This window comes from Vibrio sp. 10N.222.51.C5 (assembly GCF_041474575.1).
Lineage (GTDB): Bacteria > Pseudomonadota > Gammaproteobacteria > Enterobacterales > Vibrionaceae > Vibrio > Vibrio crassostreae_C.
In genome coordinates, this window is the sequence record NZ_JBFRUJ010000051.1 from 41,326 (window position 1) to 66,766 (window position 25,441).

24 protein-coding genes are annotated in these 25,441 nt (G+C 44.4%); 12 read left to right on the forward strand and 12 right to left on the reverse strand.

Annotation, left to right across the window (positions count from 1 at the left end):
* Positions 1-2: 2 nt before the first annotated feature.
* The 3 genes from AB4558_RS16405 to AB4558_RS16415 form a co-directional block, all read right to left on the reverse strand.
* Positions 3-692 carry a spondin domain-containing protein gene (locus AB4558_RS16405; RefSeq protein WP_372074794.1) on the reverse strand — a complete coding sequence of 230 codons (690 nt, stop codon included), beginning with the start codon at positions 690-692 and terminating at the stop codon, positions 3-5.
* Positions 685-825 carry a hypothetical protein gene (locus AB4558_RS16410; RefSeq protein WP_017067451.1) on the reverse strand — a complete coding sequence of 47 codons (141 nt, stop codon included), beginning with the start codon at positions 823-825 and terminating at the stop codon, positions 685-687. Before AB4558_RS16410 ends, AB4558_RS16405 begins: the two co-directional genes overlap by 8 nt.
* Positions 826-1,091: 266 nt before the next feature.
* Positions 1,092-1,433, reverse strand: a complete 342-nt coding sequence (locus tag AB4558_RS16415; protein WP_017062629.1) for a YggL family protein — start codon at positions 1,431-1,433, stop codon at positions 1,092-1,094.
* Positions 1,434-1,687: 254 nt separating this feature from the next.
* Here AB4558_RS16415 and AB4558_RS16420 point away from each other — a divergent pair, with 254 nt between their 5' ends.
* Complete coding sequence (locus tag AB4558_RS16420) at positions 1,688-3,715, forward strand: PhoX family phosphatase (RefSeq protein WP_372074792.1); 2,028 nt, start codon at positions 1,688-1,690, stop codon at positions 3,713-3,715.
* A 256-nt stretch (positions 3,716-3,971) separates the two neighbouring features.
* On the opposite strand, the gene AB4558_RS16425 is transcribed toward AB4558_RS16420, so the two are convergent.
* From AB4558_RS16425 to AB4558_RS16435, 3 genes are all read right to left on the reverse strand, one after another.
* Positions 3,972-4,592, reverse strand: coding sequence for a LysE family translocator (locus tag AB4558_RS16425; RefSeq protein ID WP_017064486.1), 621 nt, complete (start codon positions 4,590-4,592; stop codon positions 3,972-3,974).
* Between the two features lie 164 nt (positions 4,593-4,756).
* Positions 4,757-6,043 carry a DEAD/DEAH box helicase gene (locus AB4558_RS16430; RefSeq protein ID WP_017062632.1) on the reverse strand — a complete coding sequence of 429 codons (1,287 nt, stop codon included), beginning with the start codon at positions 6,041-6,043 and terminating at the stop codon, positions 4,757-4,759.
* 182 nt (positions 6,044-6,225) lie between these two features.
* Positions 6,226-7,209, reverse strand: coding sequence for a GTP-binding protein (locus tag AB4558_RS16435; RefSeq protein WP_017069160.1), 984 nt, complete (start codon positions 7,207-7,209; stop codon positions 6,226-6,228).
* Positions 7,210-7,751: 542 nt separating this feature from the next.
* On the opposite strand from AB4558_RS16435, the gene clcA reads away from it, so the two are divergent.
* The gene (gene clcA, locus AB4558_RS16440; protein WP_372074790.1) at positions 7,752-9,158 is read left to right on the forward strand and encodes a H(+)/Cl(-) exchange transporter ClcA; all 1,407 of its coding nucleotides are present in this window, start codon (positions 7,752-7,754) and stop codon (positions 9,156-9,158) included.
* 239 nt (positions 9,159-9,397) lie between these two features.
* Positions 9,398-10,345 (forward strand): TDT family transporter, encoded by a 948-nt coding sequence (locus AB4558_RS16445; protein WP_050634251.1) that lies wholly within the window; start codon positions 9,398-9,400, stop codon positions 10,343-10,345.
* A 159-nt stretch (positions 10,346-10,504) separates the two neighbouring features.
* Here the strand turns inward: AB4558_RS16445 and hmpA are convergent, their stop codons facing one another.
* The gene (gene hmpA, locus AB4558_RS16450) at positions 10,505-11,701 is read right to left on the reverse strand and encodes an NO-inducible flavohemoprotein (protein ID WP_372074788.1); all 1,197 of its coding nucleotides are present in this window, start codon (positions 11,699-11,701) and stop codon (positions 10,505-10,507) included.
* A 368-nt stretch (positions 11,702-12,069) separates the two neighbouring features.
* Between hmpA and norR the strand changes: the two genes are divergently transcribed.
* On the forward strand, positions 12,070-13,662 hold the full coding sequence (norR, locus tag AB4558_RS16455) for a nitric oxide reductase transcriptional regulator NorR (RefSeq protein ID WP_017062637.1): 1,593 nt from the start codon (positions 12,070-12,072) through the stop codon (positions 13,660-13,662).
* A gap of 89 nt (positions 13,663-13,751) precedes the next feature.
* Positions 13,752-14,111 carry a glutaredoxin gene (locus tag AB4558_RS16460; protein WP_017062638.1) on the forward strand — a complete coding sequence of 120 codons (360 nt, stop codon included), beginning with the start codon at positions 13,752-13,754 and terminating at the stop codon, positions 14,109-14,111.
* Between the two features lie 109 nt (positions 14,112-14,220).
* Here the strand turns inward: AB4558_RS16460 and AB4558_RS16465 are convergent, their stop codons facing one another.
* Complete coding sequence (locus tag AB4558_RS16465; protein WP_104216162.1) at positions 14,221-14,856, reverse strand: OmpA family protein; 636 nt, start codon at positions 14,854-14,856, stop codon at positions 14,221-14,223.
* Positions 14,857-15,114: 258 nt separating this feature from the next.
* On the opposite strand from AB4558_RS16465, the gene AB4558_RS16470 reads away from it, so the two are divergent.
* From AB4558_RS16470 to AB4558_RS16495, 6 genes are all read left to right on the forward strand, one after another.
* On the forward strand, positions 15,115-15,741 hold the full coding sequence (locus AB4558_RS16470) for a thioredoxin domain-containing protein (RefSeq protein WP_017062641.1): 627 nt from the start codon (positions 15,115-15,117) through the stop codon (positions 15,739-15,741).
* A 76-nt stretch (positions 15,742-15,817) separates the two neighbouring features.
* Positions 15,818-16,291 (forward strand): FKBP-type peptidyl-prolyl cis-trans isomerase, encoded by a 474-nt coding sequence (locus AB4558_RS16475; RefSeq protein WP_017062642.1) that lies wholly within the window; start codon positions 15,818-15,820, stop codon positions 16,289-16,291.
* A 180-nt stretch (positions 16,292-16,471) separates the two neighbouring features.
* Complete coding sequence (locus AB4558_RS16480; RefSeq protein ID WP_017062643.1) at positions 16,472-17,062, forward strand: TetR/AcrR family transcriptional regulator; 591 nt, start codon at positions 16,472-16,474, stop codon at positions 17,060-17,062.
* A 143-nt stretch (positions 17,063-17,205) separates the two neighbouring features.
* On the forward strand, positions 17,206-18,237 hold the full coding sequence (locus AB4558_RS16485) for an NADP-dependent oxidoreductase (protein ID WP_371722083.1): 1,032 nt from the start codon (positions 17,206-17,208) through the stop codon (positions 18,235-18,237).
* 35 nt (positions 18,238-18,272) lie between these two features.
* Positions 18,273-18,893, forward strand: coding sequence for a glutathione S-transferase family protein (locus AB4558_RS16490; RefSeq protein WP_017064479.1), 621 nt, complete (start codon positions 18,273-18,275; stop codon positions 18,891-18,893).
* Positions 18,894-19,043: 150 nt separating this feature from the next.
* Positions 19,044-20,720 carry a pseudouridine synthase gene (locus AB4558_RS16495; protein ID WP_372158933.1) on the forward strand — a complete coding sequence of 559 codons (1,677 nt, stop codon included), beginning with the start codon at positions 19,044-19,046 and terminating at the stop codon, positions 20,718-20,720.
* 166 nt (positions 20,721-20,886) lie between these two features.
* On the opposite strand, the gene AB4558_RS16500 is transcribed toward AB4558_RS16495, so the two are convergent.
* The 3 genes from AB4558_RS16500 to AB4558_RS16510 form a co-directional block, all read right to left on the reverse strand.
* On the reverse strand, positions 20,887-21,180 hold the full coding sequence (locus tag AB4558_RS16500) for a YkgJ family cysteine cluster protein (RefSeq protein WP_080582263.1): 294 nt from the start codon (positions 21,178-21,180) through the stop codon (positions 20,887-20,889).
* 175 nt (positions 21,181-21,355) lie between these two features.
* Positions 21,356-22,540, reverse strand: a complete 1,185-nt coding sequence (locus tag AB4558_RS16505; protein ID WP_372074784.1) for a serine hydrolase — start codon at positions 22,538-22,540, stop codon at positions 21,356-21,358.
* Positions 22,541-22,718: 178 nt separating this feature from the next.
* Positions 22,719-23,306, reverse strand: a complete 588-nt coding sequence (locus AB4558_RS16510) for a DUF4136 domain-containing protein (RefSeq protein WP_017064475.1) — start codon at positions 23,304-23,306, stop codon at positions 22,719-22,721.
* A gap of 268 nt (positions 23,307-23,574) precedes the next feature.
* Here AB4558_RS16510 and AB4558_RS16515 point away from each other — a divergent pair, with 268 nt between their 5' ends.
* Complete coding sequence (locus AB4558_RS16515; RefSeq protein ID WP_017068159.1) at positions 23,575-23,829, forward strand: YgjV family protein; 255 nt, start codon at positions 23,575-23,577, stop codon at positions 23,827-23,829.
* Between the two features lie 135 nt (positions 23,830-23,964).
* Here AB4558_RS16515 and AB4558_RS16520 read toward each other — a convergent pair whose 3' ends face one another.
* The gene (locus tag AB4558_RS16520) at positions 23,965-25,428 is read right to left on the reverse strand and encodes a diguanylate cyclase domain-containing protein (protein ID WP_372074782.1); all 1,464 of its coding nucleotides are present in this window, start codon (positions 25,426-25,428) and stop codon (positions 23,965-23,967) included.
* Between the last annotated feature and the right edge of the window lie 13 nt (positions 25,429-25,441).

Consider the following 25,441-nt stretch of genomic DNA (forward strand, 5'->3'; position numbering starts at 1 on the left):
CCTTACTTCACAACAATGGTGATAGTTGCAACAGGGTTTAACCATCGATGGCTACTGCTATCGAGGTCACTGATGCCGCCCGCCGCATCACCATCACCATCACCAATGTTACCTGGATGAATATGAACCTTAGCGTTTGATACTGCCGTTTCTACACCTGTGCCACCAGCGCCAAAGGTAATGAATGGAGGGTTCGGCATACTGCCCGCCAGCTCATCATTGGCTTCTGTGCCTGCGTCATAACCATTTAGAGTCGCTTTGTAGGTGCCCGCTTGAGTTGGGATCTTCCAGCTATCTAGACCAACAAAGCCGTCGTTTGTCGGCAGCAACATTGCACCCAATGATAGGTACTCTAAATTACCAGTACTGATATCAAACGTAGTTGCGACGCCTGGATTGAGGATGCCGGCCGCTGGGTTCTCAACCACCACGCCTCCCGCGTTGGCAATGACACCAGATAAACCTGAAATATCGCCACCTTCGGCCATGGACTCTAGTTCCGAAGAAGCCGTTTCACCCGTTCTAAACATGAACAAGCTTGAGTCATGAGCCGCCGCTAAGATAGGCGTAAAGTAGATCCCTTTCGTTGCATTAGTGACAGTGACTTCAAGCTCAGCAGCCTGAACTTGAGCCGCTCCGAAGGCCAACATAGCCGAGCTGATCACTAAGCTGATTTGAGTACGTTTATTCATTTTGATTCCATCCTTTATCGAGTCCTATCGTTGCCAACAAAACGAATAACAGCGATATACCGTTACCTTTGCCAGAACGAACTGTGGTGTTGTTGACTCTAAGAATGACGATCAAATCTATCAGCAACTTCATTGAATTCTCATAAAACTCTCACAAGTTTATCCAAACTTATTACTGCAAATAAAAATAGCGATAAAGTACTAATATTTAGCCGAAAAATATCAATTTATCATTTACGTCAGAAGGGATAGAAAAGAAGATAAAGAATAGAAATGGAACGAATAAAACGCAAAAAGGCCGAATCGATTTAACGATTCGGCCTTTATTCTAGCGTACTGTTGTTACTCTTTCCTAAGCCGTATTTGGCCTTTCAATCGAGCTAACAACACAACATCAAATTAGAACGCGTAGTTTGCGTCAATCAGTTCGCTAACTTCCACTTTGCTTACTTCAGCACGAGCTTCAAGCCATTGAGCAACTTGCAGTTGTTCTGCTTCTGTTACTGAACGGTAGCGCTCAATTGAGCATAAGAAACCTTCAAACAGCTCAAGGCCGCCGCCACCAAAGCACAGACCGATGCTGTCGATGAAATCAATGAACTCATCAATGAACACATCGTATTGATCAAAATCAGTAATCGATGTCTTGCAGCTTACTTCAAAACCCAGAATCGCGAATTCACCTAGGTATAGCTTTTTGCGTAGGCGACGATTTTTGTTTTCGATTTTATCTAATTTCATAACTGCCTCTCTTTTCGTTTGATAAAGCATTTATACACAGTTCCACATCAATCCCCAAGAGTTTTGTATTACACAAGGGTGTTAATGGCAAAAATCGTGCTACAGAAACAAAACCTTAATCAAATCTATAAAAATCTGTCACTTAACTGCTTCACGATTAGTCACACATTGACCCAACTTATTAACCAATTAGTTAGTAGGTGGGTAAGTCATGAATAACGAATAATAAAATCAGCCAATAGGAAGCAGTAAAGATGAGCAAGGAAACATTTGATAGCACTCGTTTTAATAAGAGCAAAAACAAACCCTTCGAAGAAGTTTTAGATGCGAACCTTTCAAGAAGAAATGTTCTCAAAGGCGGTTTAGGCATCAGTGCAATGACGGCGTTTGGTGCTTTTGGTTTAGCAGGCCACAGCACAGCGCACGCGGCGACAGCATCATCTAGCGCACCGCAAAAAAGCACTGCTACACTTGCATTCGAATCGGTTAAAGGCTCACTGACAGACAGTGTCGTTGTGCCAAAAGGCTATACAGCACAAGTATTGGTTCCTTGGGGTACTCCACTTAACAAGCAAGGCAATGCTTGGTTAAAAGATGGAACCAACAACGCACAAGATCAAGCAAACTCACTGGGCATGCACCACGACGGCATGCACTTCTTCCCGCTTAATGGCAACAGCAACGACGGTTTGTTGGTGATTAATCACGAATACATCGACCAAAAAGCACTGCACGCTAATGGTCCTACATACGATGAAGGCAACCGCCCTAGCCTTGATGAAGTACGTAAAGAGATCAACGCACACGGCGTCAGTGTGGTTCGTGTAAAACTTGAAGACAACCAATGGGTGATGGTCGATAACGATCCTCTGAACCGCCGCTACACAGGCGCGACCGTAATGGATCTGTCTGGTCCTGTTGCACACAGTGAATTTACCAAAACCAAGTTCTCACAAGACGGCAGCCAAGCTCGTGGCACGTTGAACAACTGTGGTAATGGCTACACGCCATGGGGCACTTACCTAACGTGTGAAGAAAACTGGCCAGGTTATTTCGTTAATAAAGGCGAGACAACGTCAGCGCAAGAACGTATTGGTATCGCTACCGACAAAACACGTTATGGTTGGGACACGCTTTCTGGTGACAAACAAGAACGCTTAGACGAATTTGCTCGCTTTGACGTAACACCAACAGGTGAGTCAGCAATGGACGATTACCGTAACGAAGCACACGGTCACGGCTACATAGTTGAAATCGACCCATACACAGCAAACTCTCGCGCTAAAAAACGTTCTGCACTGGGTTGTTTCCGTCACGAAGGCTGTACGTTTGGTAAGTTGACCGAAGGCGAGCCGATTGTATTCTACTCTGGTCACGATTCTCGCTTTGAATACCTATACAAATTCGTTTCTGAAGAGAAATGGGACCCGCGTGACGCAGAGCCTAGCAATCGCCTAAGTGCAGGTGATAAGTACATGGACAAAGGCACACTGTATGTGGCTAAGTTCAACGATGATGGTTCAGGTACTTGGCTACCACTAACGTTGGGCAGCAAGACTACAAACGGCGGTAAGCTAGGTGATTCATTTGACTCTCAAGCAGCGCTTATCATCAATACAGCAGGCGCTGCCGACCTTGTTGGTGCAACGCCAATGGATCGCCCTGAATGGTGCTCTGTTGACCCAATGACAGGTACGGCTTACCTAACGCTGACTAATAACAACAAGCGTAAAGAAGCGAACTCTGCAAACCCTCGCGTAGACAACAAGTTCGGTCATGTTATCCGTTGGGATGAAGGCAAAACGGCAGGCGAGTTCGATTGGGATATCTTCGTATTTGGTTCACCAGCAGTGGAAGACAAGTCTATTAACCGCTCTGGTCTAACAGACATGAACCAGTTCGCGAGTCCTGACGGCTTAGCGTTTGATGCTCGTGGTATTTTATGGATTCAGACAGATAATGGCGCAGACGAAGTCACTGGCTACACCAATGACCAAATGCTGGCAGTGGTTCCATCTCAATTAACGGATGACCAAGGCAACAGCGCGGTAATTGATGCAAACAATCAAGCGCAGCTAAAGCGTTTCTTTGTGGGACCAAACGGATGTGAAGTAACAGGCTTTACCATCAGCCCAGATTTCAAGTCACTGTTTGTGAACATTCAACACCCGGCAAACTGGCCATCGTCTGAAGATGCAACCGCACAAACTCAAGGCAAAGTCCGCCCAAGAGCATCTACGGTTGTGATTCGTCGAGAAGACGGCGGTGAAATCGCGGTTTAAATATACAACGCAGGCTAAGATCAGAAACATTTCTGTTATCTAGTCTCTGTTCGCTAGCTAAGTAAAATCAAAAAGAGCGATAAGGCCAAATGCCCTATCGCTCTTTTTATATTCTATGCATTCTTCGGTTTAAGTAAGAATCCGAATTTTCAAAACTCACCGTAATCCTAAGTCGTCATCATCCCACGTACGCGTCACCCTCGAGAAGGAGGAACGACTGAGTCGGGGATCTCTGCTCGTTGTAGGCTAACCAGAATTAGCTCACGAACAACCAAACACCAACGCCCATCATCAACGTACCTGCAATGCGGTTCATCAACTTAACATTGTCGGCTTTGCCCAGCATATGCTTTAAGCTCTTTCCGCCTGTCGCGTATAAGGTCATGCAAACAAACTCAGAAACCAGAATGATTGACACGAGAATGAACAACTGCGGTGCTAAGTCTTTATTGCTGTTAATAAAAGGAGGCAGCAAAGAAATCATAAACGCCCAGCCTTTTGGGTTCGCAATTGCAGTGACAAAACCTTGAACCACCAAGTCCCAATCATTGCTGACTTTTGTTGTTTGGTTGTCAGTACTGATCGCCAGTTTGCCTCTCGAACGCCACATCTGAACGCCTAAATAAAACAGGTAACCCGCACCAACAAATTTAAAGCCCGTAAATAGCCATGGGTAATTCAACATGATCGAAGCGATACCCAATACCGCGGCAATAGAAACCACAGCGACACCAGCCAGTTCACCGATCATCATCCATAATGTACGCTTGTATCCAACACTCATTCCAAGTGTCAACGCCAAAGTCATACACATACCGGGCGTGATTGACACGAAGAAAAACGTGGGAATAAAAGCCCAAAGTAGTGCGCTATCCATATTATTACCTTATCGACTTGTTTTTATTTATTAGTTCTTGTTTCTTGATCGGGCTTGAAATGAAGCGAGGTTGAAACGAAGCAGTAATGACAATAAACAATATTGCGATCAATACAAACAAAAAGAGCCACATAACAGTGGCTCTTTTCAATCACCAACCGTAATTACTTACGACGGTTTTTAATTCGCTTCATCATAGTCAAACGACGTTCAGCGCTTGCTTGATCTTGTGGCTCTTCGTTCGCGTTGTTCTTACGACCCTGACGGTTTTTGTAAGCCGATTTAGTGTTCAGCTTCTCGATGTAAGCATCACGTTTCTTCGGTTCATAACCCGGTTGTTCAACACGACGAATGCGCTGTTGAATCAGTTTTTCAACTTGAACGACAGTCAGCTCTTCTTCGCGGTTAACGAAAGAGACAGCGTGACCTTGCTTACCTGCACGACCTGTACGGCCAATACGGTGAACATAGTCTTCTGCTAGGAAAGGCATGTCGTAGTTAATTACGTGTGGTAAGTCTTCGATATCAAGACCACGAGCCGCAACGTCGGTTGCTACCATTACACGCGCTTTACCTTCTTTAAAATCGTCTAGAGCACGACGACGAGCACTTTGCGCTTTATCACCGTGACACAGTACTGCTTTAATGCCGTCTAGCTTAAGCTCTTTAACTACATCGTTCGCTGTTTCTTTGTAGTTAACAAAAACAAGCACTTGGCGCCAGTTTTTACGACCAATCAGCTCAGAAAGCAGTTCTGTTTTACGCTCTTGATCCACTGGGTAAACCACGTGGCCGACAGTAGCAGCCGTTGAGTTTTCGCGCTCAACACTAATACGTTTTGGTTTACGCAGAATATCAACAGACAGTTGGTTTAACTGAGTAGAAGTCGTTGCAGAGAACATCATGATTTGCGGTGATGTTTCTACATCCAACATGATCTTACGAACGGCATTGATAAAGCCCATATCAAGGATACGGTCAGCTTCATCAAATACTAGAAATTCTAGGTTAGCAATAGACACGTTACCCGCTTCTAAGTGCTCTTCTAAACGGCCAGGTGTTGCAACCAAAATATCCACACCCAGTTCTAGTTGACGAACTTGTGAAGACATCTTGTTACCACCGTAAACCGCAGAAACACTTAGATCTGTGTATTTAACGTAGTCTTTAATGTTTTGAGCGATCTGCGCAGCAAGCTCACGAGTTGGAGCAAGAATAAGGCCGCGAGCCGTTCCTCTAGACGCCTTTTTACCGCTGTTCAAAAGGTGTTGGATAACAGGCAATGAAAATGCCGCTGTTTTACCCGTACCGGTTTGAGCAGTAGCAAAAATATCATGGCCTTTACGAGCCATTGGAATCGCTTTTTGTTGAATTGGAGTGAGTTTTTCATAACCACACTCAGTCAACGCTTTGACTAATTCAGGAGCAAAACCTTGAGAGGAAAATGACATTGTTACGGGTTCCTTAAGCAGACAGCCTACATTCTTATTTCAGCCGAGCACTATAAAGTAATTAGAGTGATTTATCTCACATTTATCGTGATATAACGCAAACTTTCTCATTTAATCTGGTGTTTATCCCGCCTTCAACGAGGTAAACACCAAGATCCTTGGTTCAAACAGCAAAAACAGGGCTATTTGATGCCACACAGCTTGAGTAGAATCTGCTCGAGATCGCCCCATGGCATGAGTTGCGAGTCGATCACTTCCAGTCGAGATTCAAAGCCATCAAGCGTAATTTCGTTCACAGACACGACTTGATTCGCCACATTGAATGCGTAGCAACCTTGGTCGGTGTTCACGACAGCTTTTACACGCTCGGCCGTTAGATCTGACAACATAGAGAATAGCGCATCGAAGTCGAACTTATGCTCTGCGCCAAACAACCAACCACAACTGAAATAGCCCTGTCCTTTATTCTCTTTACGGATGAAAGCTTCACCAGGAGGAAGTTGGAATTGAGGCTCTTGTTCAGCGTGATCGTGATGATGCGCTTCAATATGAGATGAAGCACTGCCGTATACTCTTTCAATGTCTAACACTTCCAATGGCACTTCACCATCGTGAATTAGCTTATGGAAGACTTTTGCTGGCGTTTGATCCGTCACCCAATCATTGAACACATCGATGTCTTCAGAATGAACAAGGTCAACCTTAGTACCAAGAATCACATCTGCACTATTTAGTTGATCATTAAAATTCTGATTCGAGGTGTACTTTTCATTAGACAGATTTCGTGGGTCAACCAAACCAAGCGTCGCTTTTAAATCGACATATGGTGTGTACTGATCGGAAGTCAGTGTCGCTATAACCTGTTTAGGGTGACCAAGCCCTGTCGGCTCAATCAATAAACGGTCTGGCTTTTGGCGAAGTAAGGCATTAATACCCACTGACATAGGCACGCCCGCAGTACAGCACATGCATCCACCCGGCACTTCTTTAATCAAAGCGCCTTGATCTGTCATCAATGCACCGTCAATACCGATTTCCCCGAATTCATTAACCAGAACAGCCCAGTTTTCATTCTCAGGTTTATTTTTTAGCAGGTTCAAGATGGCTGTCGTTTTACCAACACCCAAGAAACCCGTAATGATGTTTGTAGGAACTTTTTTGGTCATATCAGTTCTCCTTTTTAAGGGAGTATATACACAATCACGGAGAAATTGACCCCAATCGCTTGTTTATACGGAGAATGATTTAAGCCAGAAGTTGTATGAGTGTCACTAGAAAAGGGGGGAACGAAGAAAAATGAATGCTCCAGACGAACTAAAGGCGTACTTACTCAGTACGCCTCACCCTCGTTACTCAATCGTGAGTTCGCGAATCAGGAAGCCTTAAATATCGACCTGAACATTTAACGAGGAACTAAAACTTTGTTTCTGAATCCATCCAAATTGTGTGTAAAACCTCACGTCTCCTTGCGGTTTGTTATGTTGCTTTACGATTTAACTATGGTTCATTTTTGGGGATATTCAAGCCACCACCAGAGAATCGATCAAAATTGTGACAGCGATTCCACAATTGCCCATAGATTCCATTTATGTAACACGTACATTCCATAAATGAAATTCAACTTTTCATCTTTGCTGCTATAGGATATGCAGAGGACGCGTATAATTTATGACTACCCCGCCTTAACCCATTCAGGAGCCTTATCTCAATGACCAGAAGAGAGAAAATTAAGCAATCCTTATTAGCCAAAATGCCAAGGGATGCTATTAATCAATTTCTCTCAAGAGATAAGACACCCGCTTCCGTTCTCTTTCTTTCTTGTATTGTAGGTGTACTTGCTGGCGTAGTGGGTACCTATTTCGAAGTCGCGGTTCATTTCATCACAGAAACTCGTACCGATTGGCTTAAAGATGAAATCGGTAGCTATTTACCCCTTTGGCTAGCCGCTTTCCTTATTAGTGCTGCATTTGCCTTTATTGGTTACTTCCTCGTTCACCGCTTCGCTCCAGAGGCTGCAGGCTCAGGCATCCCTGAAATTGAAGGTGCGATGGACGGTATGCGCCCTGTTCGATGGTGGAGAGTATTGCCAGTAAAATTTTTTGGCGGTATGGGCGCATTAGGCTCTGGTATGGTTTTAGGTCGAGAAGGACCAACCGTTCAAATGGGCGGCAGTATTGGCCGTATGGTGACTGACATCTTCAGAGTCAAAGATGACGACACTCGCCACTCACTATTAGCTTCGGGTGCCGCAGGTGGTTTGGCCGCCGCATTCAATGCACCACTGGCTGGCATCATGTTTGTAGTCGAGGAGATGAGACCACAGTTTCGCTACTCTCTCATATCAATTAAAGCCGTCATCATCTCAGCGGTTTCAGCTAACATCGTTTTTCGATCAATCAACGGACAATCTGCCGTTATCACTATGCCTCAATACCAACCGCCTGAACTGGATGCTCTGTGGTTATTCTTGTTGTTAGGTGTGTTGTTCGGCCTGTTTGGTGTGATTTTCAATAAGCTGATTACACTTTCGCAAGACCTGTTTGTGGCAATACACAAGAATGACCGTAAACGCTACTTAATAACAGGTTCCCTGCTGGGCGGTTGCTTTGGCTTATTGCTGCTCTATATACCGGAGTTGACTGGCGGTGGTATTGGTATCATCCCGAATATCACTAATGGCAACTACAGCGCAAACGTGCTGCTGTTAATCTTCTTAGGGCGCGTGCTCACCACGCTACTTTGTTTCGGCTCTGGTGCACCGGGTGGCATCTTTGCACCAATGCTTGCTCTAGGAACGCTCTTTGGTTACGCGTTTGGACTTATCGCGGCGGCATTCTTTCCTGAACTGAATATTGAACCGGGTATGTTTGCAATTGCTGGCATGGGAGCATTATTTGCCGCCACCGTGCGAGCGCCTATCACGGGTATTCTGTTGGTTATTGAAATGACCAATAACTACTATCTGATCCTACCGTTGATCATCACCTGCTTGGGCGCAGTAATCATTGCTCAAATGTTAGGTGGGCAGCCAATTTACAGTCAGCTGCTTAACCGTACGCTGAAAAACGAGAAGCTAAGACAACAAGACCTCCCTCAGCAAGAGGAAGTATGTTAATTACAAATGACTCATGAAACAAAAGCACACATTCAACGTGCTTAATCTCCCGATTCCGTATCAAAATCAAAAAAGCAAACGTTAAACTTGGTATCATCCACTCAAAATTAGTTGAGTGCCCTCAAAATCTATTGATGAAAGGCCTACACACTCTAACTAAAGCAAATATTCTAAAAGTCTTTAATTAACTAAGTCGGAGTAAGTCGTTGAACTGGAGAAGATTAACCCAAGTAAAAAATGTGCCGCCATCTCAGGCGTCTTTAGCACTTGGCGTTATTGGGTTAGGACAAGCTTGGGCGTTATATATCCCGGGCATTGGTGAGATAATTCGTCCCTACCTCGCTGCATTCGGCGCGCTATTATTGCTGCCTGTTTTACTGCGCTATTTAACGAGCTTTAATACCTTCCTTAATGACATTCGCCACCCGTTAAGTGGAAGCTTGATGGCACCAATGAGCATGGCTTTATTGATTCTGTGCGACTATTTAGCCGAGATATCGCCAGCTATCGCCTATCCAGTTTGGTTCTGCGCGCTATTGCTGCACTTTACCATGATGGTGTTGTTCTTTAGTTTTCAGATCATCAACTTCAAAATGTCGAACATTGTACCGAGTTGGTTTCTGTATCCGGTCGGTTTGATCAGCAGCTCCTTAGCAGGCACACAGTTCGGGCACACTGTATTTTCAGAAACACTTGCGGTCACTTGTATTGGTATCTATTTCCTTATGTTGCCAGTGGTGTTGTACCGCTTGGTGTTCGAAGGCAATCTTCCTCGCCGAGCAAGACCAACACTCGCTATCATGGCAGCTCCGGTTAACTTATCTTTAGCCGCTTACTTGGTTAACTTCGACAACCCAGACCCAATTCTAACAGGTGCATTGTCGGGCATTGCCATCACCATGACTCTGTTAATTTACTTGTGTTACATCCGCCTAATGCGTTTGAAGTTCCAACCTTCAATTGCTGCCGTCACCTTCCCATCCGTTATCAGCGCTATTGCCATGCATCGTCTAACCACATTTTTCGGCGCGGAATACCCACAATGGTACTGGCTGCACAAGTTCGGATTCTTTGAGCTAACCATCGCCACCATCCTAGTAATTTGGGTCGCAGGTGGTTACGTGAAAATGTACTGGCCTGAATTTTTTGATTCCGACTACATGTCTAAGAAGGTGAAACGTTCTTAGATAGAAGCGAAAAGATCTTAGCTGAACCATCGTGTTTTGCAGTAGTCGATGATGTCAGACAAAACCAACCAAACCCAAAAAGGCCTCACACTGTGAGGCCTTTGAATAGGCAAGGTTTTAAATAGATCAGGCGAGTGTTAACACAACTACCTTGAGCTCTTAGAAGTTAGCGTGAGGGCCGAATACTTCGTAGTGAACGCGTGAACGATCAACTTTGAGTGCGTCTAGTTGTTCCACGATGTTCTTCATGAAACCAACAGGACCACATATGTAGAAATCGCTCTCTTCAAAGCCTTTAGTATCAGAGATAGACGCTAGATCCATTTGGCCTTGATGCGTGTTTTCACATGCAGATTCGTCTTTGTTCATGTACCACGTTTTCGCTTCCCAACCTTTGTCGGCAACAATATCTTTAACACGAGTCGTGAAAGAGTGTTGGCCTACGTTCTCACAAGCGTGAAGGTAAAGTACTGGCTCGTTTTTATCTACCGTGTTTAGGAACTCAAGCATAGACTGCATTGGCGTTACACCAACACCTGCAGAGATAAGTGTTACTGGCTTGTTGCGCTCTTGATACATGAAGTCACCCGCTGGTGCGTATAGGCTAACCTCATCACCAACAGCAACCGTATCGTGTAGGTGGTTAGATACAACGCCTTGTGTCTCTTGGCCTTGTCCTTCACGTTTAACAGAAATACGGTATTGCTTGCCGTTTGGCTTATCAGACAGTGAGTATTGACGAATCTCGCTGTATTGAGAGCCTTCTGGTTTCACTTCGATACCGATGTATTGACCTGGTGTGTAATCCAGAACTTCACCGCCGTCTTTTGGCTGAAGGATAAAGCTTGTTACTAGCGCTGACTCTTCGATTTTGTCTGCAATCACAAACGCACGCGCTGCTTCCCAACCACCAACAGCTTGCTTACGCTGTAGGTAAAGTTCAGCTTCACGATCGATGAATACTTGCGCCAAGAATAGGTAAGCGGCTGTCCATGCTTCTTCCACTTCTGGAGTAAAGGCGTCAGCAGCTAGTTCACGTAATGTCTCAATCAGGTGCAAACCAACAATTTGGTAGTGCTCTGGTTGAATGTTAAAGCTTGTGTGTTTCTGAGCAATACGTTCAACGGCAGTTGTTAACGCTGCTAGATTTTCAATGTTCTTTGCATATGCCGCGATAGCTTCAAACAGTGCTACTCCTTGGCGACCTGTTCTTTGGTGAGTCATATTGAAGATATCTTTCAACTCAGGGTTATGCGTGAACATACGTTGATAAAAATGCTGAGTTAAAGCTGGGCCTGCGCTCTCAAGTAGAGGAATAGTAGATTTGATGATTTCGATATGTGCATTGTTAAGCATGAATTTACTCCGAACACTGAGCCTTATGACCTATATGTCATTTTGACTACTAAAAATTAAGAATGACTTATCGATTTTCTGAAACCTTAGTTATTTTTAGAAACTGAGTTATTTTGACTCGTTTTCATTTCAAAAAATCGCGAAACCTGATTAATGCCACCTGATTGATTGGGATCAAGAATAGTCTATTTAATCAGCGCTATAATTGGGCTTCTCTGTATCTTCTGCACAATCAGTGCCAACTTTATCAATCCCCGTCATTACTGGTTTTCTTCTCAAAACTCATCTTATAAAAATGTCAAAAAGACCTTTTTTTTAAGTCAATAAGACTCTATTATGTAGATAAACACACACAGTTAGAGTTTTTTATGCAAGATATCTCCGCATCTACCCTCATGGAAATGACCATTGGCCTCGCAAGTGGTGTCAACGATCAAGATCGTTTCAATCGCCTGATCGATGCCATTCGCAAAACCATAACGTGTGATTGTGTCGCGCTTTTAAGCCTTCAAGGCGACACGCTAGTACCTATCGCAATGCAAGGGCTCAGCCGAGATACATTCGGTCGTCGCTTTATCATTTCAGAACACCCACGATTTGAAGAGATCTGCGCGTCTCGCTCTCCTGTTCGTTTCGATGCTGACAGCTCCCTACCCGATCCTTTCGATGGTTTGCTTATTGACCATGATGGCGATTTACCAATGCATGCTTGTATGGGCTTGCCTTTGCTATTTGGCGATAAGCTCTTAGGTATTCTGACTCTAGACAGCTTGAAACCTGATGTCTTCGCGAATATTCCGGCGCGTAACCTTGAAGTACTGGCAGCTATTGCAGCCTCAACCATGCAGATGGCACTGACCTTCTCGCAACTTGAGCATCAAGCAAAACAGTCAAAGCAATTACTCGAAGAATTGAACGTAGAAGCGTGGGAACGTGACGGCGGTGAGTTGATTGGTAACAGTGACACCATGGTCGCGCTTAAGAACGACATCGCTGTTGTAGCTCCATCTGAGTTTAATATCTTGATTCATGGTGACACCGGGGTTGGTAAAGAGCTTGTGGCTCGCACCCTGCACCACCAATCTCAACGTAAACGTAACCCACTCGTCTACGTAAACTGTGCTGCAATTTCTGAAAACTTAGTAGAGAGTGAACTGTTTGGTCACGTTCGTGGCGCGTTCACTGGCGCAGACAAAAACCGCTTAGGTAAATTTGCTTTAGCCGATGGTGGCACACTGTTCCTTGATGAGATTGGTGAATTGCCTTTGGCCGCTCAAAGTAAGCTCCTACGTGCGCTGCAAAACAACGAAATCCAACCGGTTGGCCAAGACAACATTCAAACCATTGATGTGCGAGTATTGGCAGCGACAAACCGAGATCTAAAACAAGAAGTTGAAGACGGTCGATTCAGAGCCGATTTGTACCACCGATTGAGTGTGTATCCTATCGCGGTGCCAGCACTGAAAGATCGTGGTGACGACATCAGCCTATTAGCGGGTTTCTTCTTAGAACAAGCGCGTCGTAAGCTTGGTATCAACCAAGTTAAGTTCCGCTCCGACGTTCTTTCTTTCCTAAACCGTTATGGTTGGCCGGGTAACGTGCGTGAACTTGAGCATGTGATCAGTCGTTCCGCATTGAAAGCGTTAGCGCGCAGCACCAATAAAAACCTGGTGACAATCACCAAGGAAGATTGTGGTCCTCTAGACCAAGATCAGCCAATTGCGACGACTCAGGTGAAAAACACACCATTATCGACACCAACGATCGACCTTTCTGCAGGGCTACGTGGTGCAACGGACGATTTTCAACGCAGTATCATTACTGAGGTGTTGGAAGATGCCAACTTTAACTGGGCACAAGCAGGGCGAGTTCTGAAAACAGACCGAGCAAATCTGACTCGACTGTCTAAGCGTTTAGGGCTAAATGTGGCTAAGTCTCATACGATCGAACGGACAAAATAGATATTAGTGGTTTGTTGCGAGCATCTGACAAAACTTGTGTATATAATGCTGCAAATTGTAACGCTAATTTTAAATATGTAGAGAGAGTTATGAAGTTTATCCGTTGGTTCTTAGGTCGTGTCATCTTGTTATTGAATTTTGTTTTCAGCCCACGTGGTGTGAAGCGTTCTCAAGAAGAACAAAGCAAAGTAAATGAGCAAGCAAAAACGCACACGTTATACCAATTCGAAGCGTGCCCATTTTGTGTGAAAGTGCGCCGCGCGATGAAACGTCAGTCGGTTCAATTTGAACTTCGTGATGCAAAAAACAACGAGCAACACCGTGCTGAGCTTGAAGCTGGCGGCGGTCGTGTGAAAGTGCCTTGTCTACGTATCGAAAAAGACGGTAAAACTGAGTGGATGTACGAATCTTCCGATATCGTAACTTACTTAGAAAAGCAGTTTGCATAAGCAATAAAGCGACAAAATCTAGATACAAAAAATCCCTCTAATGTGAGGGATTTTTTATGTCTGTTATTTGGCGTTAATCGCTTCAAATTGGGAGCGAAAGTTCAAACCACTACTTCGCTACAATCAGCATCAATTCCACACGGCGGTTACACGCCTTGCCTTGCGCAGAAGCGTTGGTGCAAGCTGGTACGTATTCGCCAAATCCACGAGTATAAATGGAGCGACTCGACACATAGTTACTCTCTAATCGAGCCTTCACTTCTTTTGCTCGCTGCTCTGAAAGCGGATCATTGATTCGATCTGTGCCCGTATTATCGGTGTGCCCTTCAATCACCACATCAATATCTTGGCGTTGAGCAAGGTAGCTGCCTAGCGTATCTAACCATTGATTATAAGCTGGCTCGGGGAATGCTGAACCTGTTTTAAAGTTCACGTGCTGCTCAAGCTTTACCATCACATGGTTACCCGGCAACACTTCAAAATCGATGCGGTTTTGTCTTAAAAAGACTTCCAGTGGGTCGTTAGTCGAAACGCCACGTCCGTAGTTGGTCGTGATGGTTCTGTGTTGATGAGTGCTACTCTGGATAGAGTACCCACGATTGCTTGCTACATGAGTCGTTTGAACCACACCCCATTCAGGATGCATCAAGTCGTAATCGGTTTGTGGTGCAGTCTCTAGCATGTCACCGCCAAGTAAGTCAGTTGGTGACGTGGCTTCACACCCAGCCAAAGCTATGCTTAACATTATCGCTAAATATCTCATTACTTCACCAACCACTCATGCAGATAAACCATTCACTAATGTCTATATCGGCACCGAGGGAAAAACTTTAGACGAAAAGAAAGCAGAACCCAAAAAAGTGCTGTTGATCACAGTTAACCGTCTACTAGCTTGTCTTCAGCCGCTAGTTCGAACTGTTTGCATTTATTTACCTTATAATTGTTTTCCAATTCGTACTAAATAGTTAGAATCTCACGACTTCTCAACGCTAGAGCAAACATTATGTTTAAACCATTTACTAAATTCATCACAGCACTCGCTGCCGTACTCATTATCGCGGGTTGTAGTGAAACAGACGAGCCACAAAAAGGCGTTCAATACGAAGCGCTTCCTACTGCTCTAACAGAATTTAACTTGTCTCCGATCACTGAAATCTTCTCTCTTAACTGTGGTCACTGCCGTCAAATGGAAAGTGCCATTCCAGAGATTGAATCTCTAACAGACCAAACTATTGGCAAGATGCACGTGACGTTCAACGAAAGCGCTCAAATCAGCGCAATGATCTACTACACAGCAGTGATGCAGCTTGATGCGACGCCTGACCACGCATTCATGGACGACCTATTTGGTGCCGTTCAAATGGGTGCAGATGCAACACCTGAGCAGCGTCAACAAGCACTAGAGACAGCGTTTACTTCTCGTGGTTTGGTTAGCCCATACCAGCTGAATAAAGAACAGCAAGTCGCTCTTTTCGACTACGTTAAGCAAGCAGAAGAGATCTCAGTAAAAGGTCAGATCAACTCAGTACCAACCTTTATCATCAACGGTAAATACCAAGTACTAACAGCAGGTCACCAAGACGTTGCTGGCATTGCAAAAACGATCAACTACCTTTTGACTCAACCATAATCACGGCTTTAGTCAACTGATTAACACATTTTGTATTAACTACGAAATTCAGCACTCAATATAAATAGGTTTTACTATGTCTAAATTTGTCATCCCGGTCATTGTCTTTCTTTTGGCGGGTTTCATGATTTACCGTACTTGGACGAATCATAAGTCTGGCGGAGAAAACTTCGAACAAGGCCAACAATTTCTAATTGAAAACGGCACTAAAGAAGGCGTGATTACGACTGAAAGCGGTCTTCAATACCTTGTTCTTGAAGAAGGTACAGGCACAGAGCACCCAACTAAGAACAGCAAAGTAACGGTTCACTACCACGGTACGCTAATCGACGGCACTGTTTTCGACAGCTCTGTTGAGCGCGGCGAGCCAATCTCATTTGCTCTTAAGCAAGTAATTAAAGGCTGGCAAGAAGGTTTGACTTACATGGTTGAAGGCCAAAAAGTTCGTCTATTTATTCCAAGCACTCTAGCTTACGGTAAAGGCGGTTCAGGCCCTATCCCACCATCATCGACTCTGATTTTTGATGTAGAACTCATCTCTATCAAATAATCGAAGTTACTGATTTAAGCCCCAACATACGCGCTATGTCGGGGCTTTTTTATATCTGAACATTTGAAGCCTCTTTAGATATTGAGCTATTTAGCTATTTAGCTACTGTAACAACGACCAAATATACCCTCGAAAACCGACCACTAGACGACTGGTCTAATTTAACTTATAGTACCGCCCATGAACGAAAAAACGAATGACACACGCCTGCATGTTTTAGATGTTGGCTACCAATTAATAGTGAACAACGGCTTTAACGGCGTTGGCTTATCGCAATTGCTTAAAGAAGCGGACGTGCCGAAAGGGTCGTTTTACCACTACTTTAAATCGAAAGAGCAATTTGGCGAGGCTCTGATCCAGCACTATTTTGAGACCTACATCAGCAGAGTTGAAACTATTTTGGTTCATGGTGAAGGCAACCATTACCAGAGAATTGTCAGTTATTTCACTCGATGGTCACAGATTGAAAACGGCACCTGCAATGCTCATAAATGCTTGGTCGTTAAACTCAGCGCGGAAGTTTCTGATCTTTCTGATCCTATGCGCCAAGCGCTATTAAAGGGTGCAGAAAAAGTGACGAATACCATCGAACAGTGCATTGTCGGCGGTATTGAAGATGGCTCCATAAAGGTTGAAGAGAGCCAAGAAGCAGCTCAGAACCTATACTCAATGTGGTTAGGCGCCAGCTTATTGAGCAAGCTGAGCCAAAGCTCACATAGCTTACAGTCAGCTTTGAGCCTTACCGAACGAATTTTAAAAGGTGAAAGCTAATAACGCGCAGCGCGCTTTATTGGCTTTAACTTAAAAAAATCACCCGCCCTCTTATCAATTTGATGACGGCGGGATTTTTAGACAACAAGACTAGACGACTGGTCTAATTCTAAATGTATAAAATACACAATTAAGGACATCCAATGACTCAACAAGACAATCGCCGAATCGTATTGGCTTCTCGCCCAGTTGGCGCACCGACTCAAGACAACTTCCGTTTAGAGACAATAGCTGCGCCAAGCATCAAAGACGGCGAGATGTTACTTCGCTCAGTTTACCTTTCTCTAGACCCCTACATGCGTGGTCGTATGAGCGATGCTAAATCTTACGCAGACCCTGTCGAGATTGATGAGGTGATGGTTGGCGCAACCGTATGTCAGGTTGAAGAATCAAACCACGCTGATTACGAAGTTGGCGAATGGGTACTGGCTTACACAGGTTGGCAAGATCTTGGTGTGTCTAACGGTGAAGGCCTAATCAAACTCGGCAAAGAACCAACGCACCCTTCTTACGCGCTTGGCATCATGGGTATGCCTGGTTTTACCGCTTACATGGGCTTGCTTGATATCGGCCAACCTAAAGAAGGCGACACGCTAGTCGTTGCAGCAGCAACAGGTGCTGTAGGCGCAACCGTTGGACAAATCGGCAAACTAAAAGGCTGTCGTGTTATCGGCGTTGCAGGCGGTCAAGAGAAGTGTCAGTACGCGAAAGAGATTCTTGGCTTTGATGAATGCATCGACCACAAAGCTGACGACTTCGCGGAGCAATTGGCTAAAGCGTGTGACAACGGCATCGACGTTTACTTTGAAAACGTTGGCGGCAAGGTATTCGATGCAGTAATGCCTCTGCTTAACACAGGTGCTCGTATTCCTGTGTGTGGCCTTATCTCTCAATACAATGCGACTTCACTGCCTGAAGGACCAGATCGTATGTCTAGCCTGATGGGTATGCTGCTTGTTAAAAGAATTAAGATGCAAGGTTTCATCATCTTTGATGACTACGCACACCGTTACAACGAATTTGCTGTTCAAATGACAGAATGGTTGTCTCAAGGCAAGATGCACTATCGTGAGCACCTGGTTGAAGGTCTAGAAAATGCGCCACAAGCATTCATGGGCCTATTGGAAGGTCAGAACTTCGGTAAGCTTGTTATCAAAACGAACGAAGCTAAATAAATTCAATAAACTGAACCCGTTAACTAGGTAGAATCATGATTACTTTGCATCACCTGAATAAGTCGCGCTCAAAGCGCATCATCTGGCTATTGGAAGAGCTTGGGGTAGATTACCAAATCAAACCCTACCAACGAGACAGTGTCACTTTTCTTGCACCACCAGAACTCAAATCCATTCACCCATTGGGTAAATCTCCTGTCATTGAAGACGATGGCGTCGTGATCACTGAATCTGGTGCTATCACGGAATACCTAATCGACAAATACGGTCAGGGTAAGTTCGCACCTACACGCGGCACCGCAAACTACGTTGAGTATTCGCAATGGCTTCACTTCGCTGAGAGTTCAGGTATTTTGCCAATGTTACTTAAGATCTTTGTGATGAAAGACGGCTGCGAAACTAACTTCCTAGGCGGTTATGCAGACGACGAAAACCAAAAGATCCTCACTTACGTGAATAATGCACTTGAAGGTAAAACCTACTTGGTTGCAGACACACTAACAGGTGCAGATTTTATGATGTCGTTCATCGTAGAAATCGTGGGTAACTTTGGTGCAACTGCGCTTTACCCTAACATCGCTAAATACGGTGAACTTTTAAAGAGCCACCCTGCTTACCAAAAAGCTGAGCAAGTAGAGCTAGAACACTCGAACTGATCGAGTTTCACTCAAACACGTGCTTGCTAGAGTAAACACAAGAAACTAAATGAAGCCAAAGCCGATTTATCTTCTGCTTTGGCTTCTCATTTGTCTTCATTTCGACAACAATACCGAACTCTAACTGAACAGCCATAGAGTTTGATCTTAATGCCAACAAACGTCGCTCAATACACACCTCTGCACCTAGCAAACACGAATGTCGATTTAGCGCTACCGACTCGTTTTACGTTTCCGTATTACTATACCCCGCACCCTGTGTGTGAATTCGCTATGCTGCAGCTTCAGCAATCACTTGTCGACTGTGGTGTGAATGAAACCTCGCAAGGTAATCTCTACGCTGTGCTTCTTGTTCAGAATCCAACCACACAAGGGTTAGGTTACCTTTCTGCGTTTTCAGGCTTGCAGTTAGATCCGGCTTTGGTCTCTCAGTTAAACAACATTCACTTTGTTCCACCAGCCTTCGATTCAAAACAGTTTCAATCTCAAAACAGTGCGAACCTTGCTCGACAATTGCAGCTCTCGGACGACATTGAAAAGCTGCAACAGTCGCACAATCTAGACACATTATTGGCCGAGCTTGAAGGGTCAAAAATCGAATCAGCAAAAGCTATCGAAGCCTTTCAGTTAGCAATGGCCGCAAACAAAGCTCAGCGTAACGAACTCAGAGAACAAGCCAATCAAGAAAAAGCATTAGGGAATCTAGAGTCAGCGGCGAATTTGCTCAAACAACTGGGCAATCAAAGTAGCCAAGAGAAACGTGACCTAAAAGCACTTCGTATTGAGTGGAAACAGAAGATCGCAGAGCGCCAATCACAAATTGATTTGATTGAAAGCGAACTGAAAAACCGTAAGCAAGATCACCAAGCAGTTTCACAACAGTTGGAAACTCAACGCCTCTCTCACTATCGCTTTATCAATCAAGCCAAGCAATCTAAGAATTTACTCGAGTTGCTCGATGGTAAAGACGCGCTTGAAGGCTCTGGTGACTGCTGCCTACCAAAGCTGCTTAACTTCGCCTTTGAACACGGGTTCAAACCGTTAGCTTTGTCTGAATTTTGGTGGGGATTACCGCCTACAGACATCATTCGACAACACGCAAACCTCTACCCTGTTTGTCAGAGTAAAAGCTTTGAGATCCTCGAACACCAGTTAAGTGGCATAGAGCTAGAAGATAACCCGCTTATCGTGAACCCTGCGGTTGGTAAGTCTTTTAATATTGTTTATGAAGACGATGAAATCGTAGTCGTCAATAAGCCAGAAGAGTCCTTGTCGGTTCCCGGTAAGTTCATCGAAGATTCAGTTTATACCCGCATAAAAGCGCGTTACCCGGATGCGACTGGTCCTTTGATTATCCATAGGTTAGATATGTCGACGTCAGGTTTGTTGATCTTGGCGCTCACGGCGGAATCAAACAAGCATATTCAGAAGCAGTTCATTAATAGAACCGTAGAGAAACGCTACACCGCTTTGTTAGATGGCGAGATAACGGGCGAATCTGGCAATATCAGCCTTCCTTTGCGCGGCGACATCACGGACAGACCAAGACAACTGGTTTGTCACCAACACGGCCGAAATGCAGAGACCCATTGGCAAGTGGTTAGCACTCACAATGGCAAAACCAAGGTTCACTTGTACCCTAAAACAGGGCGAACCCACCAGCTGCGAGTGCACTGTGCTCATCCATTAGGGCTTGGTGTACCTATTCGTGGTGACGACTTATACGGATACAAACGCGAGCGCTTACACCTGCACGCTGGCTACTTAAAGTTGATTCACCCGACAACCGGTGAATGGATGGAGTTTGAAGTGCCTTCCGAGTTCTAAACTCTAACTTATCGAGCTAAGACTCTTATCTCACTCAATATTTGATCTCATAAAACGCATCAAGGTTCTACAACTGCTTAAGGTATAGAACCCTGATATTTAATTTTAATGTGATTATCACAGTTCATTAGCGTACTTTAGTTACTGAGTTCAATACTGCAGACGCCTAGCCCATCACATCTTTGCGCTGGTCAACACATTCGAAAGAGCCCATTTCGAACTCGCGACAGATCCATGGTCGGTTTTCGTAGATAGTACACATCAGTGTTTCTCTATCTACCGCAGAACACCAGCCGTCGTCTAAGCGCTTCATGGTTTCACCGCCCCATTCATCATAAGCGATGTGCTCTTCAGGTACGCCCGTATCTGTGATGATCATAACCTCTAAACGACAACAGCATGCCTGACAATTTGCACAGGTTACTTCGGGTTCGGTTACGTTCTTTATATCTATCGTCATAAGTGACTACACTGCTAAATTTTGCGTATAGTAATCGAAACCGCCCGCTACGGCTAATAAAGATAGTGCGGCGCGGCGTTTTCATTGATGTAGAAATAACAAAGGGCGCTGTGATTCACTCACAACACCCATAATATTTCGACTTTTCAGCGCGGCTTATCGCCACAGGCTCTATTTAGAACAGGCTCGCGAAGAACAGCTTAACGTAGTCTATTAAACGTTTGAACAAACCGCCCTGTTCAACCGCTTCAAGCGCGATCAAAGGCTGAGTTTGAACATCTTCGCCATTAACGGTGTAATGAACCACACCTAGAGTTTGACCTTCTGCAATTGGCGCTTTCAGTTCAGAGTTAAGCTCGATAGATGCAGTCAGCTTTTTACTGTCTGACTTAGGCAACGTAATGAACGTGTCTTCTGCCACACCTAATTTCAATGTGTCTTGCTCACCAAACCATACCTTCTCTTCAGCCACTTGATCGCCGCCTTTATGCGGGTTTAGTGTATCGAAGAAACGGAAACCGTAGCTCAACAGCTGTTTGCTGTCTGATTCACGGCTCTTAACGCTTGATGCGCCCATCACAACCGCGATAAGTCTCATCTCACCTTGTGTCGCTGAACTCGCCAAACTGTAGCCAGCACCAGAGGTGTAGCCCGTTTTCATGCCATCAACGGTTAAGCTTCTATCACGCAACAAGCCATTACGGTTATGTTGAGTGATGCCGTTGTAACTGAAAGAGCGTTCGCTGTATAAGCCATACACATCCGGTAAATCACGAATAATGGCACGACCGAGTAACGCGATATCGTAAGGAGTCGAATAGAGGTCGTCTGCATCCAAACCATGTGCATTGGCAAAATGGGTGTTTTCTAGCTTCAGAGAGGTAGCCCAAGAGTTCATCAGGTCAACGAATGCATCTTGTGAGCCTGCAACATGCTCTGCAATCGCAACGCTAGCATCATTACCGGATTGAATAATCAAGCCACGATAAAGATCCATCATTGCTACATCGGTGTTTACTTCGATGAACATTTTTGAAGAGTCTGGGAAGTTCTTCGCCCACGCGTTCTCACTGATTCGTACCTGATCATCAGCAGAGATGTTGCCTCGCTTCATCTCTTGACCTGCCACATAGCTGGTCATCAGTTTGGTCAAGCTTGCTGGGTTTAACTTCGTATGTGCGTTTTTTTCTACCAGCACATCACCAGAATTAAAATCAATTAACACATACCCTTTTGCGCCTAGGCTAGGTGGGCTTGGTACTATAGAAGGTGCTGCGATAGCTGCATTACTTACCATCGCGGCGTTACTTACAATGAATATACTTAATAGAGGGAGAGAGTATTTGGAAAACAGTTTCATTGAATCAAACCTAAGTTAACGTTTTGAGCAGTATAGACAAATGCTAGCAAAAGAAGCGCGAACTTTACGTTGCTTTACGTATTTGTACCATTCGTTACAAATAAAAAAGTATAATCTGCGATCTGACCATATTTTCCACAACTAATATTTACTCCACGAATGCATTCAACGCCTAATGCTATCGCTCAGGCATGCGTCTAAATAACATTTCAACAAAGCCAGTAATACGCTGTTTGCTCTCGCTTGGCTCTAAATCAGGTTGGATGCCAGACTGTGCTAATGCTTGCCATTGTACGACCTCTGAGTTAGGTACGAAAAACGCAATGTACAACGACCCTTTCTCCGCGACTTTACCTTCACCATCGTAAAATGGCACACCAGTAGATAGCTTAATCGCATCGAAGATAGACTCATCGTTCAGTTCCGATTCTTCCGCTAATCCAAAGCCTACAACAACATCACCGACACCATCCTGCTTTAACTGATAACCTTTACTTGAGAGCTGTTCTTGAATCGAATCACGCACTAAATCGGTTACCACGGTTTCATCGTATTTTTGAGAAAGGTAAACCTTTTCTGACTCAGGGTGCCAGGAGTACGTCATCACGCCGTGTTTCATGAAACCAAAGTCACCGCTAGTGACCACACCATAATTGTGTGTGGGTGGTATTTCTTGCGTAGAGCATGCGGTCAGCCCAATAGCCATCAAAGCCAATAGTGCTGCTTTTTTTATGCTTTTTGTTGCACAAATGGATCGTTTTATCATTCGAGGCTTCCTTACCTATATAAGAATAACTATCAATTCAACCTCCAACATAAATAGTAATTATGTTAATAGAAAGGTCATTAAACGTTTGCGTAATCGCTAACCTTCACCTCTGTCTGTTTTGGGGGTTTAATCACAAAAACAGAGTTGGTATAGTTCTCCCCGTTAAACAAAACCAGACCATTCGAGGCACGGAGCTTCCTCAATCATCTCATGAAGAGAAGAATTGGTACCGACAAAGTATCGGCAAATTTAAGAGGGTCAAACAATGGAATTCAATATGGTTGAAATTTTAGGTTACGCTGCGTCTATTATGGTCGCAATTTCATTAACAATGAAAGATATCGTTCGTCTGCGTGTCCTTAACTTTATTGGCTGTGCACTCTTCACAGCATACGGCATCATGATTGACGCATGGCCAGTTGCAGCCACCAACGGCTTTATCGCTTGTGTAAACATCTACTTCCTTGCAAAAATGCAAAAGGAAAAAAAAACGGAAGCGATGAAAGCAGCGAAAGCTTAAATTAACGATTAGCCTTTCAAATAATTCTGAAAAAGCCCAAATAGAGCGATCTATTTGGGCTTTTTTGTGTTTGTCGTTCTGAAGAGCTCGATTTGTGTGAACAAAACTTTTCAATTCAATGAGGCTTTCAACCGATCACATGTAAGCAATGTGATATTCGTTCTCTCGATACGCTTGAGTGTTGTTACGCCCACTCTCTTTTGCTTGATAAAGCGCTTTGTCGGCTTTATCGATAGCGGTTTCAATGTCAGTCAGTGCTTGAGCATGGCAACAACCAGCGCTGATTGTTACTGGCGACACTAAGCCTTGAAGTTGCTCAACACATAACCGTAACGCCTCTGATAATTCGAATAACTCATGTTCATCACAATCAAACGTCACCAAAATAAACTCTTCACCGCCATAGCGTGCAATCAAACGACGACGGTTAACAAATCTCTTCAGTGATTTTGCGACCTCACAGATAACCCTATCGCCTTGAGCATGACCATATTGATCGTTCACCCGCTTGAAATGGTCAATATCCAGCAAAATGACACCGACATTTGTTAGCGGATAAGGCGACCTTTGAGTAATTTTCAGTTTTAGCTGCTCGATAAAACTCCGTCGGCTAGGAAGGCCTGTGAGGTAATCGAGGCTCGCAACATCCAATATTTTGAGATGACGATGCCGCAGGTAAAGCACCAGAACAACAATGATACTCAGTAGACTAACAACCAACGTCATCAAACTTGCCAACAATAAGCTGTGGTTCTTGTTGAGCTCTTGTTCTAAGACACCAGCAGAAATAACCCAATTAAGATACGGATAAAACTTGTAGAAGATGTTTTTACTCGTCGTGCCATCTGCCGTAGAGATAGAGTAACTAAAGTGACCTTCAGGTTCATCGACGACTTTATCGATAAGCAACTCTGAAGAGTCATCAATCAAGGTTTTTAAGTGCTCGTGTTCAAAGTTAGGTTGAAGGACTAACGTGCCTTGTAAATCAACGATATATACATAGCCACTATCGCCATACGAGTACTTTCTCAATTTGTCTTTAAGTGCTTCGAGATCAACCAGGTACATCAGTTCATCTTTATAGGTGGTCGCCACCAATGTATTGCCACTCGGTAGCCTCACTGAATATGCGACCTTCGCACGCTTGCCAACTTCATGTGGATTGGCGTGCGAGTATTGGGTCATTCCAGACTGTAAGCTCAGTTGTTGTTGAATATGGGTTAAATGCGCGCGATTTTTCCCTTGTAAAAACGGGTGATATAGATGAATACCTTGTGGTGACATCAGGTAGATATAACCAGACTCTCCAATCACCAATTCGTTGGCAATTCGAATGACTTCTTCAACTTCTTGTTCTGGAGAGACACGCAGTGCGTGAGAGGCGACGGTATCAGTCACACCTTTTAGATAGGTTTTGATCGCTTCGTTGACTGTGGTGTCTACGATGTCGTAACTCGCGTTCACAATAGTACGAAAGAAGAATTGGTTGGAATCTAATAATGATTCTTTCGTCCGGTTGAATTGAACAGCAGAGAGGATCAGAGAAACTACGGCCAGCACAATTGAGAAACTAAGAATGTATTTACGTCTGACTTTCAAGATTACCCCATAG

Bases quoted from the DNA above. Each gene is read 5' to 3' on its own strand.
- AB4558_RS16405 (WP_372074794.1), bottom strand. From the start codon at position 692: ATGAATAAACGTACTCAAATCAGCTTAGTGATCAGCTCGGCTATGTTG.
- AB4558_RS16410 (WP_017067451.1), bottom strand. From the start codon at position 825: ATGAAGTTGCTGATAGATTTGATCGTCATTCTTAGAGTCAACAACACC.
- AB4558_RS16415 (WP_017062629.1), bottom strand. From the start codon at position 1,433: ATGAAATTAGATAAAATCGAAAACAAAAATCGTCGCCTACGCAAAAAG.
- AB4558_RS16420 (WP_372074792.1), top strand. From the start codon at position 1,688: ATGAGCAAGGAAACATTTGATAGCACTCGTTTTAATAAGAGCAAAAAC.
- AB4558_RS16425 (WP_017064486.1), bottom strand. From the start codon at position 4,592: ATGGATAGCGCACTACTTTGGGCTTTTATTCCCACGTTTTTCTTCGTG.
- AB4558_RS16430 (WP_017062632.1), bottom strand. From the start codon at position 6,043: ATGTCATTTTCCTCTCAAGGTTTTGCTCCTGAATTAGTCAAAGCGTTG.
- AB4558_RS16435 (WP_017069160.1), bottom strand. From the start codon at position 7,209: ATGACCAAAAAAGTTCCTACAAACATCATTACGGGTTTCTTGGGTGTT.
- clcA (WP_372074790.1), top strand. From the start codon at position 7,752: ATGACCAGAAGAGAGAAAATTAAGCAATCCTTATTAGCCAAAATGCCA.
- hmpA (WP_372074788.1), bottom strand. From the start codon at position 11,701: ATGCTTAACAATGCACATATCGAAATCATCAAATCTACTATTCCTCTA.
- norR (WP_017062637.1), top strand. From the start codon at position 12,070: ATGCAAGATATCTCCGCATCTACCCTCATGGAAATGACCATTGGCCTC.
- AB4558_RS16460 (WP_017062638.1), top strand. From the start codon at position 13,752: ATGAAGTTTATCCGTTGGTTCTTAGGTCGTGTCATCTTGTTATTGAAT.
- AB4558_RS16465 (WP_104216162.1), bottom strand. From the start codon at position 14,856: ATGTTAAGCATAGCTTTGGCTGGGTGTGAAGCCACGTCACCAACTGAC.
- AB4558_RS16470 (WP_017062641.1), top strand. From the start codon at position 15,115: ATGTTTAAACCATTTACTAAATTCATCACAGCACTCGCTGCCGTACTC.
- AB4558_RS16475 (WP_017062642.1), top strand. From the start codon at position 15,818: ATGTCTAAATTTGTCATCCCGGTCATTGTCTTTCTTTTGGCGGGTTTC.
- AB4558_RS16480 (WP_017062643.1), top strand. From the start codon at position 16,472: ATGAACGAAAAAACGAATGACACACGCCTGCATGTTTTAGATGTTGGC.
- AB4558_RS16485 (WP_371722083.1), top strand. From the start codon at position 17,206: ATGACTCAACAAGACAATCGCCGAATCGTATTGGCTTCTCGCCCAGTT.
- AB4558_RS16490 (WP_017064479.1), top strand. From the start codon at position 18,273: ATGATTACTTTGCATCACCTGAATAAGTCGCGCTCAAAGCGCATCATC.
- AB4558_RS16495 (WP_372158933.1), top strand. From the start codon at position 19,044: ATGCCAACAAACGTCGCTCAATACACACCTCTGCACCTAGCAAACACG.
- AB4558_RS16500 (WP_080582263.1), bottom strand. From the start codon at position 21,180: ATGACGATAGATATAAAGAACGTAACCGAACCCGAAGTAACCTGTGCA.
- AB4558_RS16505 (WP_372074784.1), bottom strand. From the start codon at position 22,540: ATGAAACTGTTTTCCAAATACTCTCTCCCTCTATTAAGTATATTCATT.
- AB4558_RS16510 (WP_017064475.1), bottom strand. From the start codon at position 23,306: ATGATAAAACGATCCATTTGTGCAACAAAAAGCATAAAAAAAGCAGCA.
- AB4558_RS16515 (WP_017068159.1), top strand. From the start codon at position 23,575: ATGGAATTCAATATGGTTGAAATTTTAGGTTACGCTGCGTCTATTATG.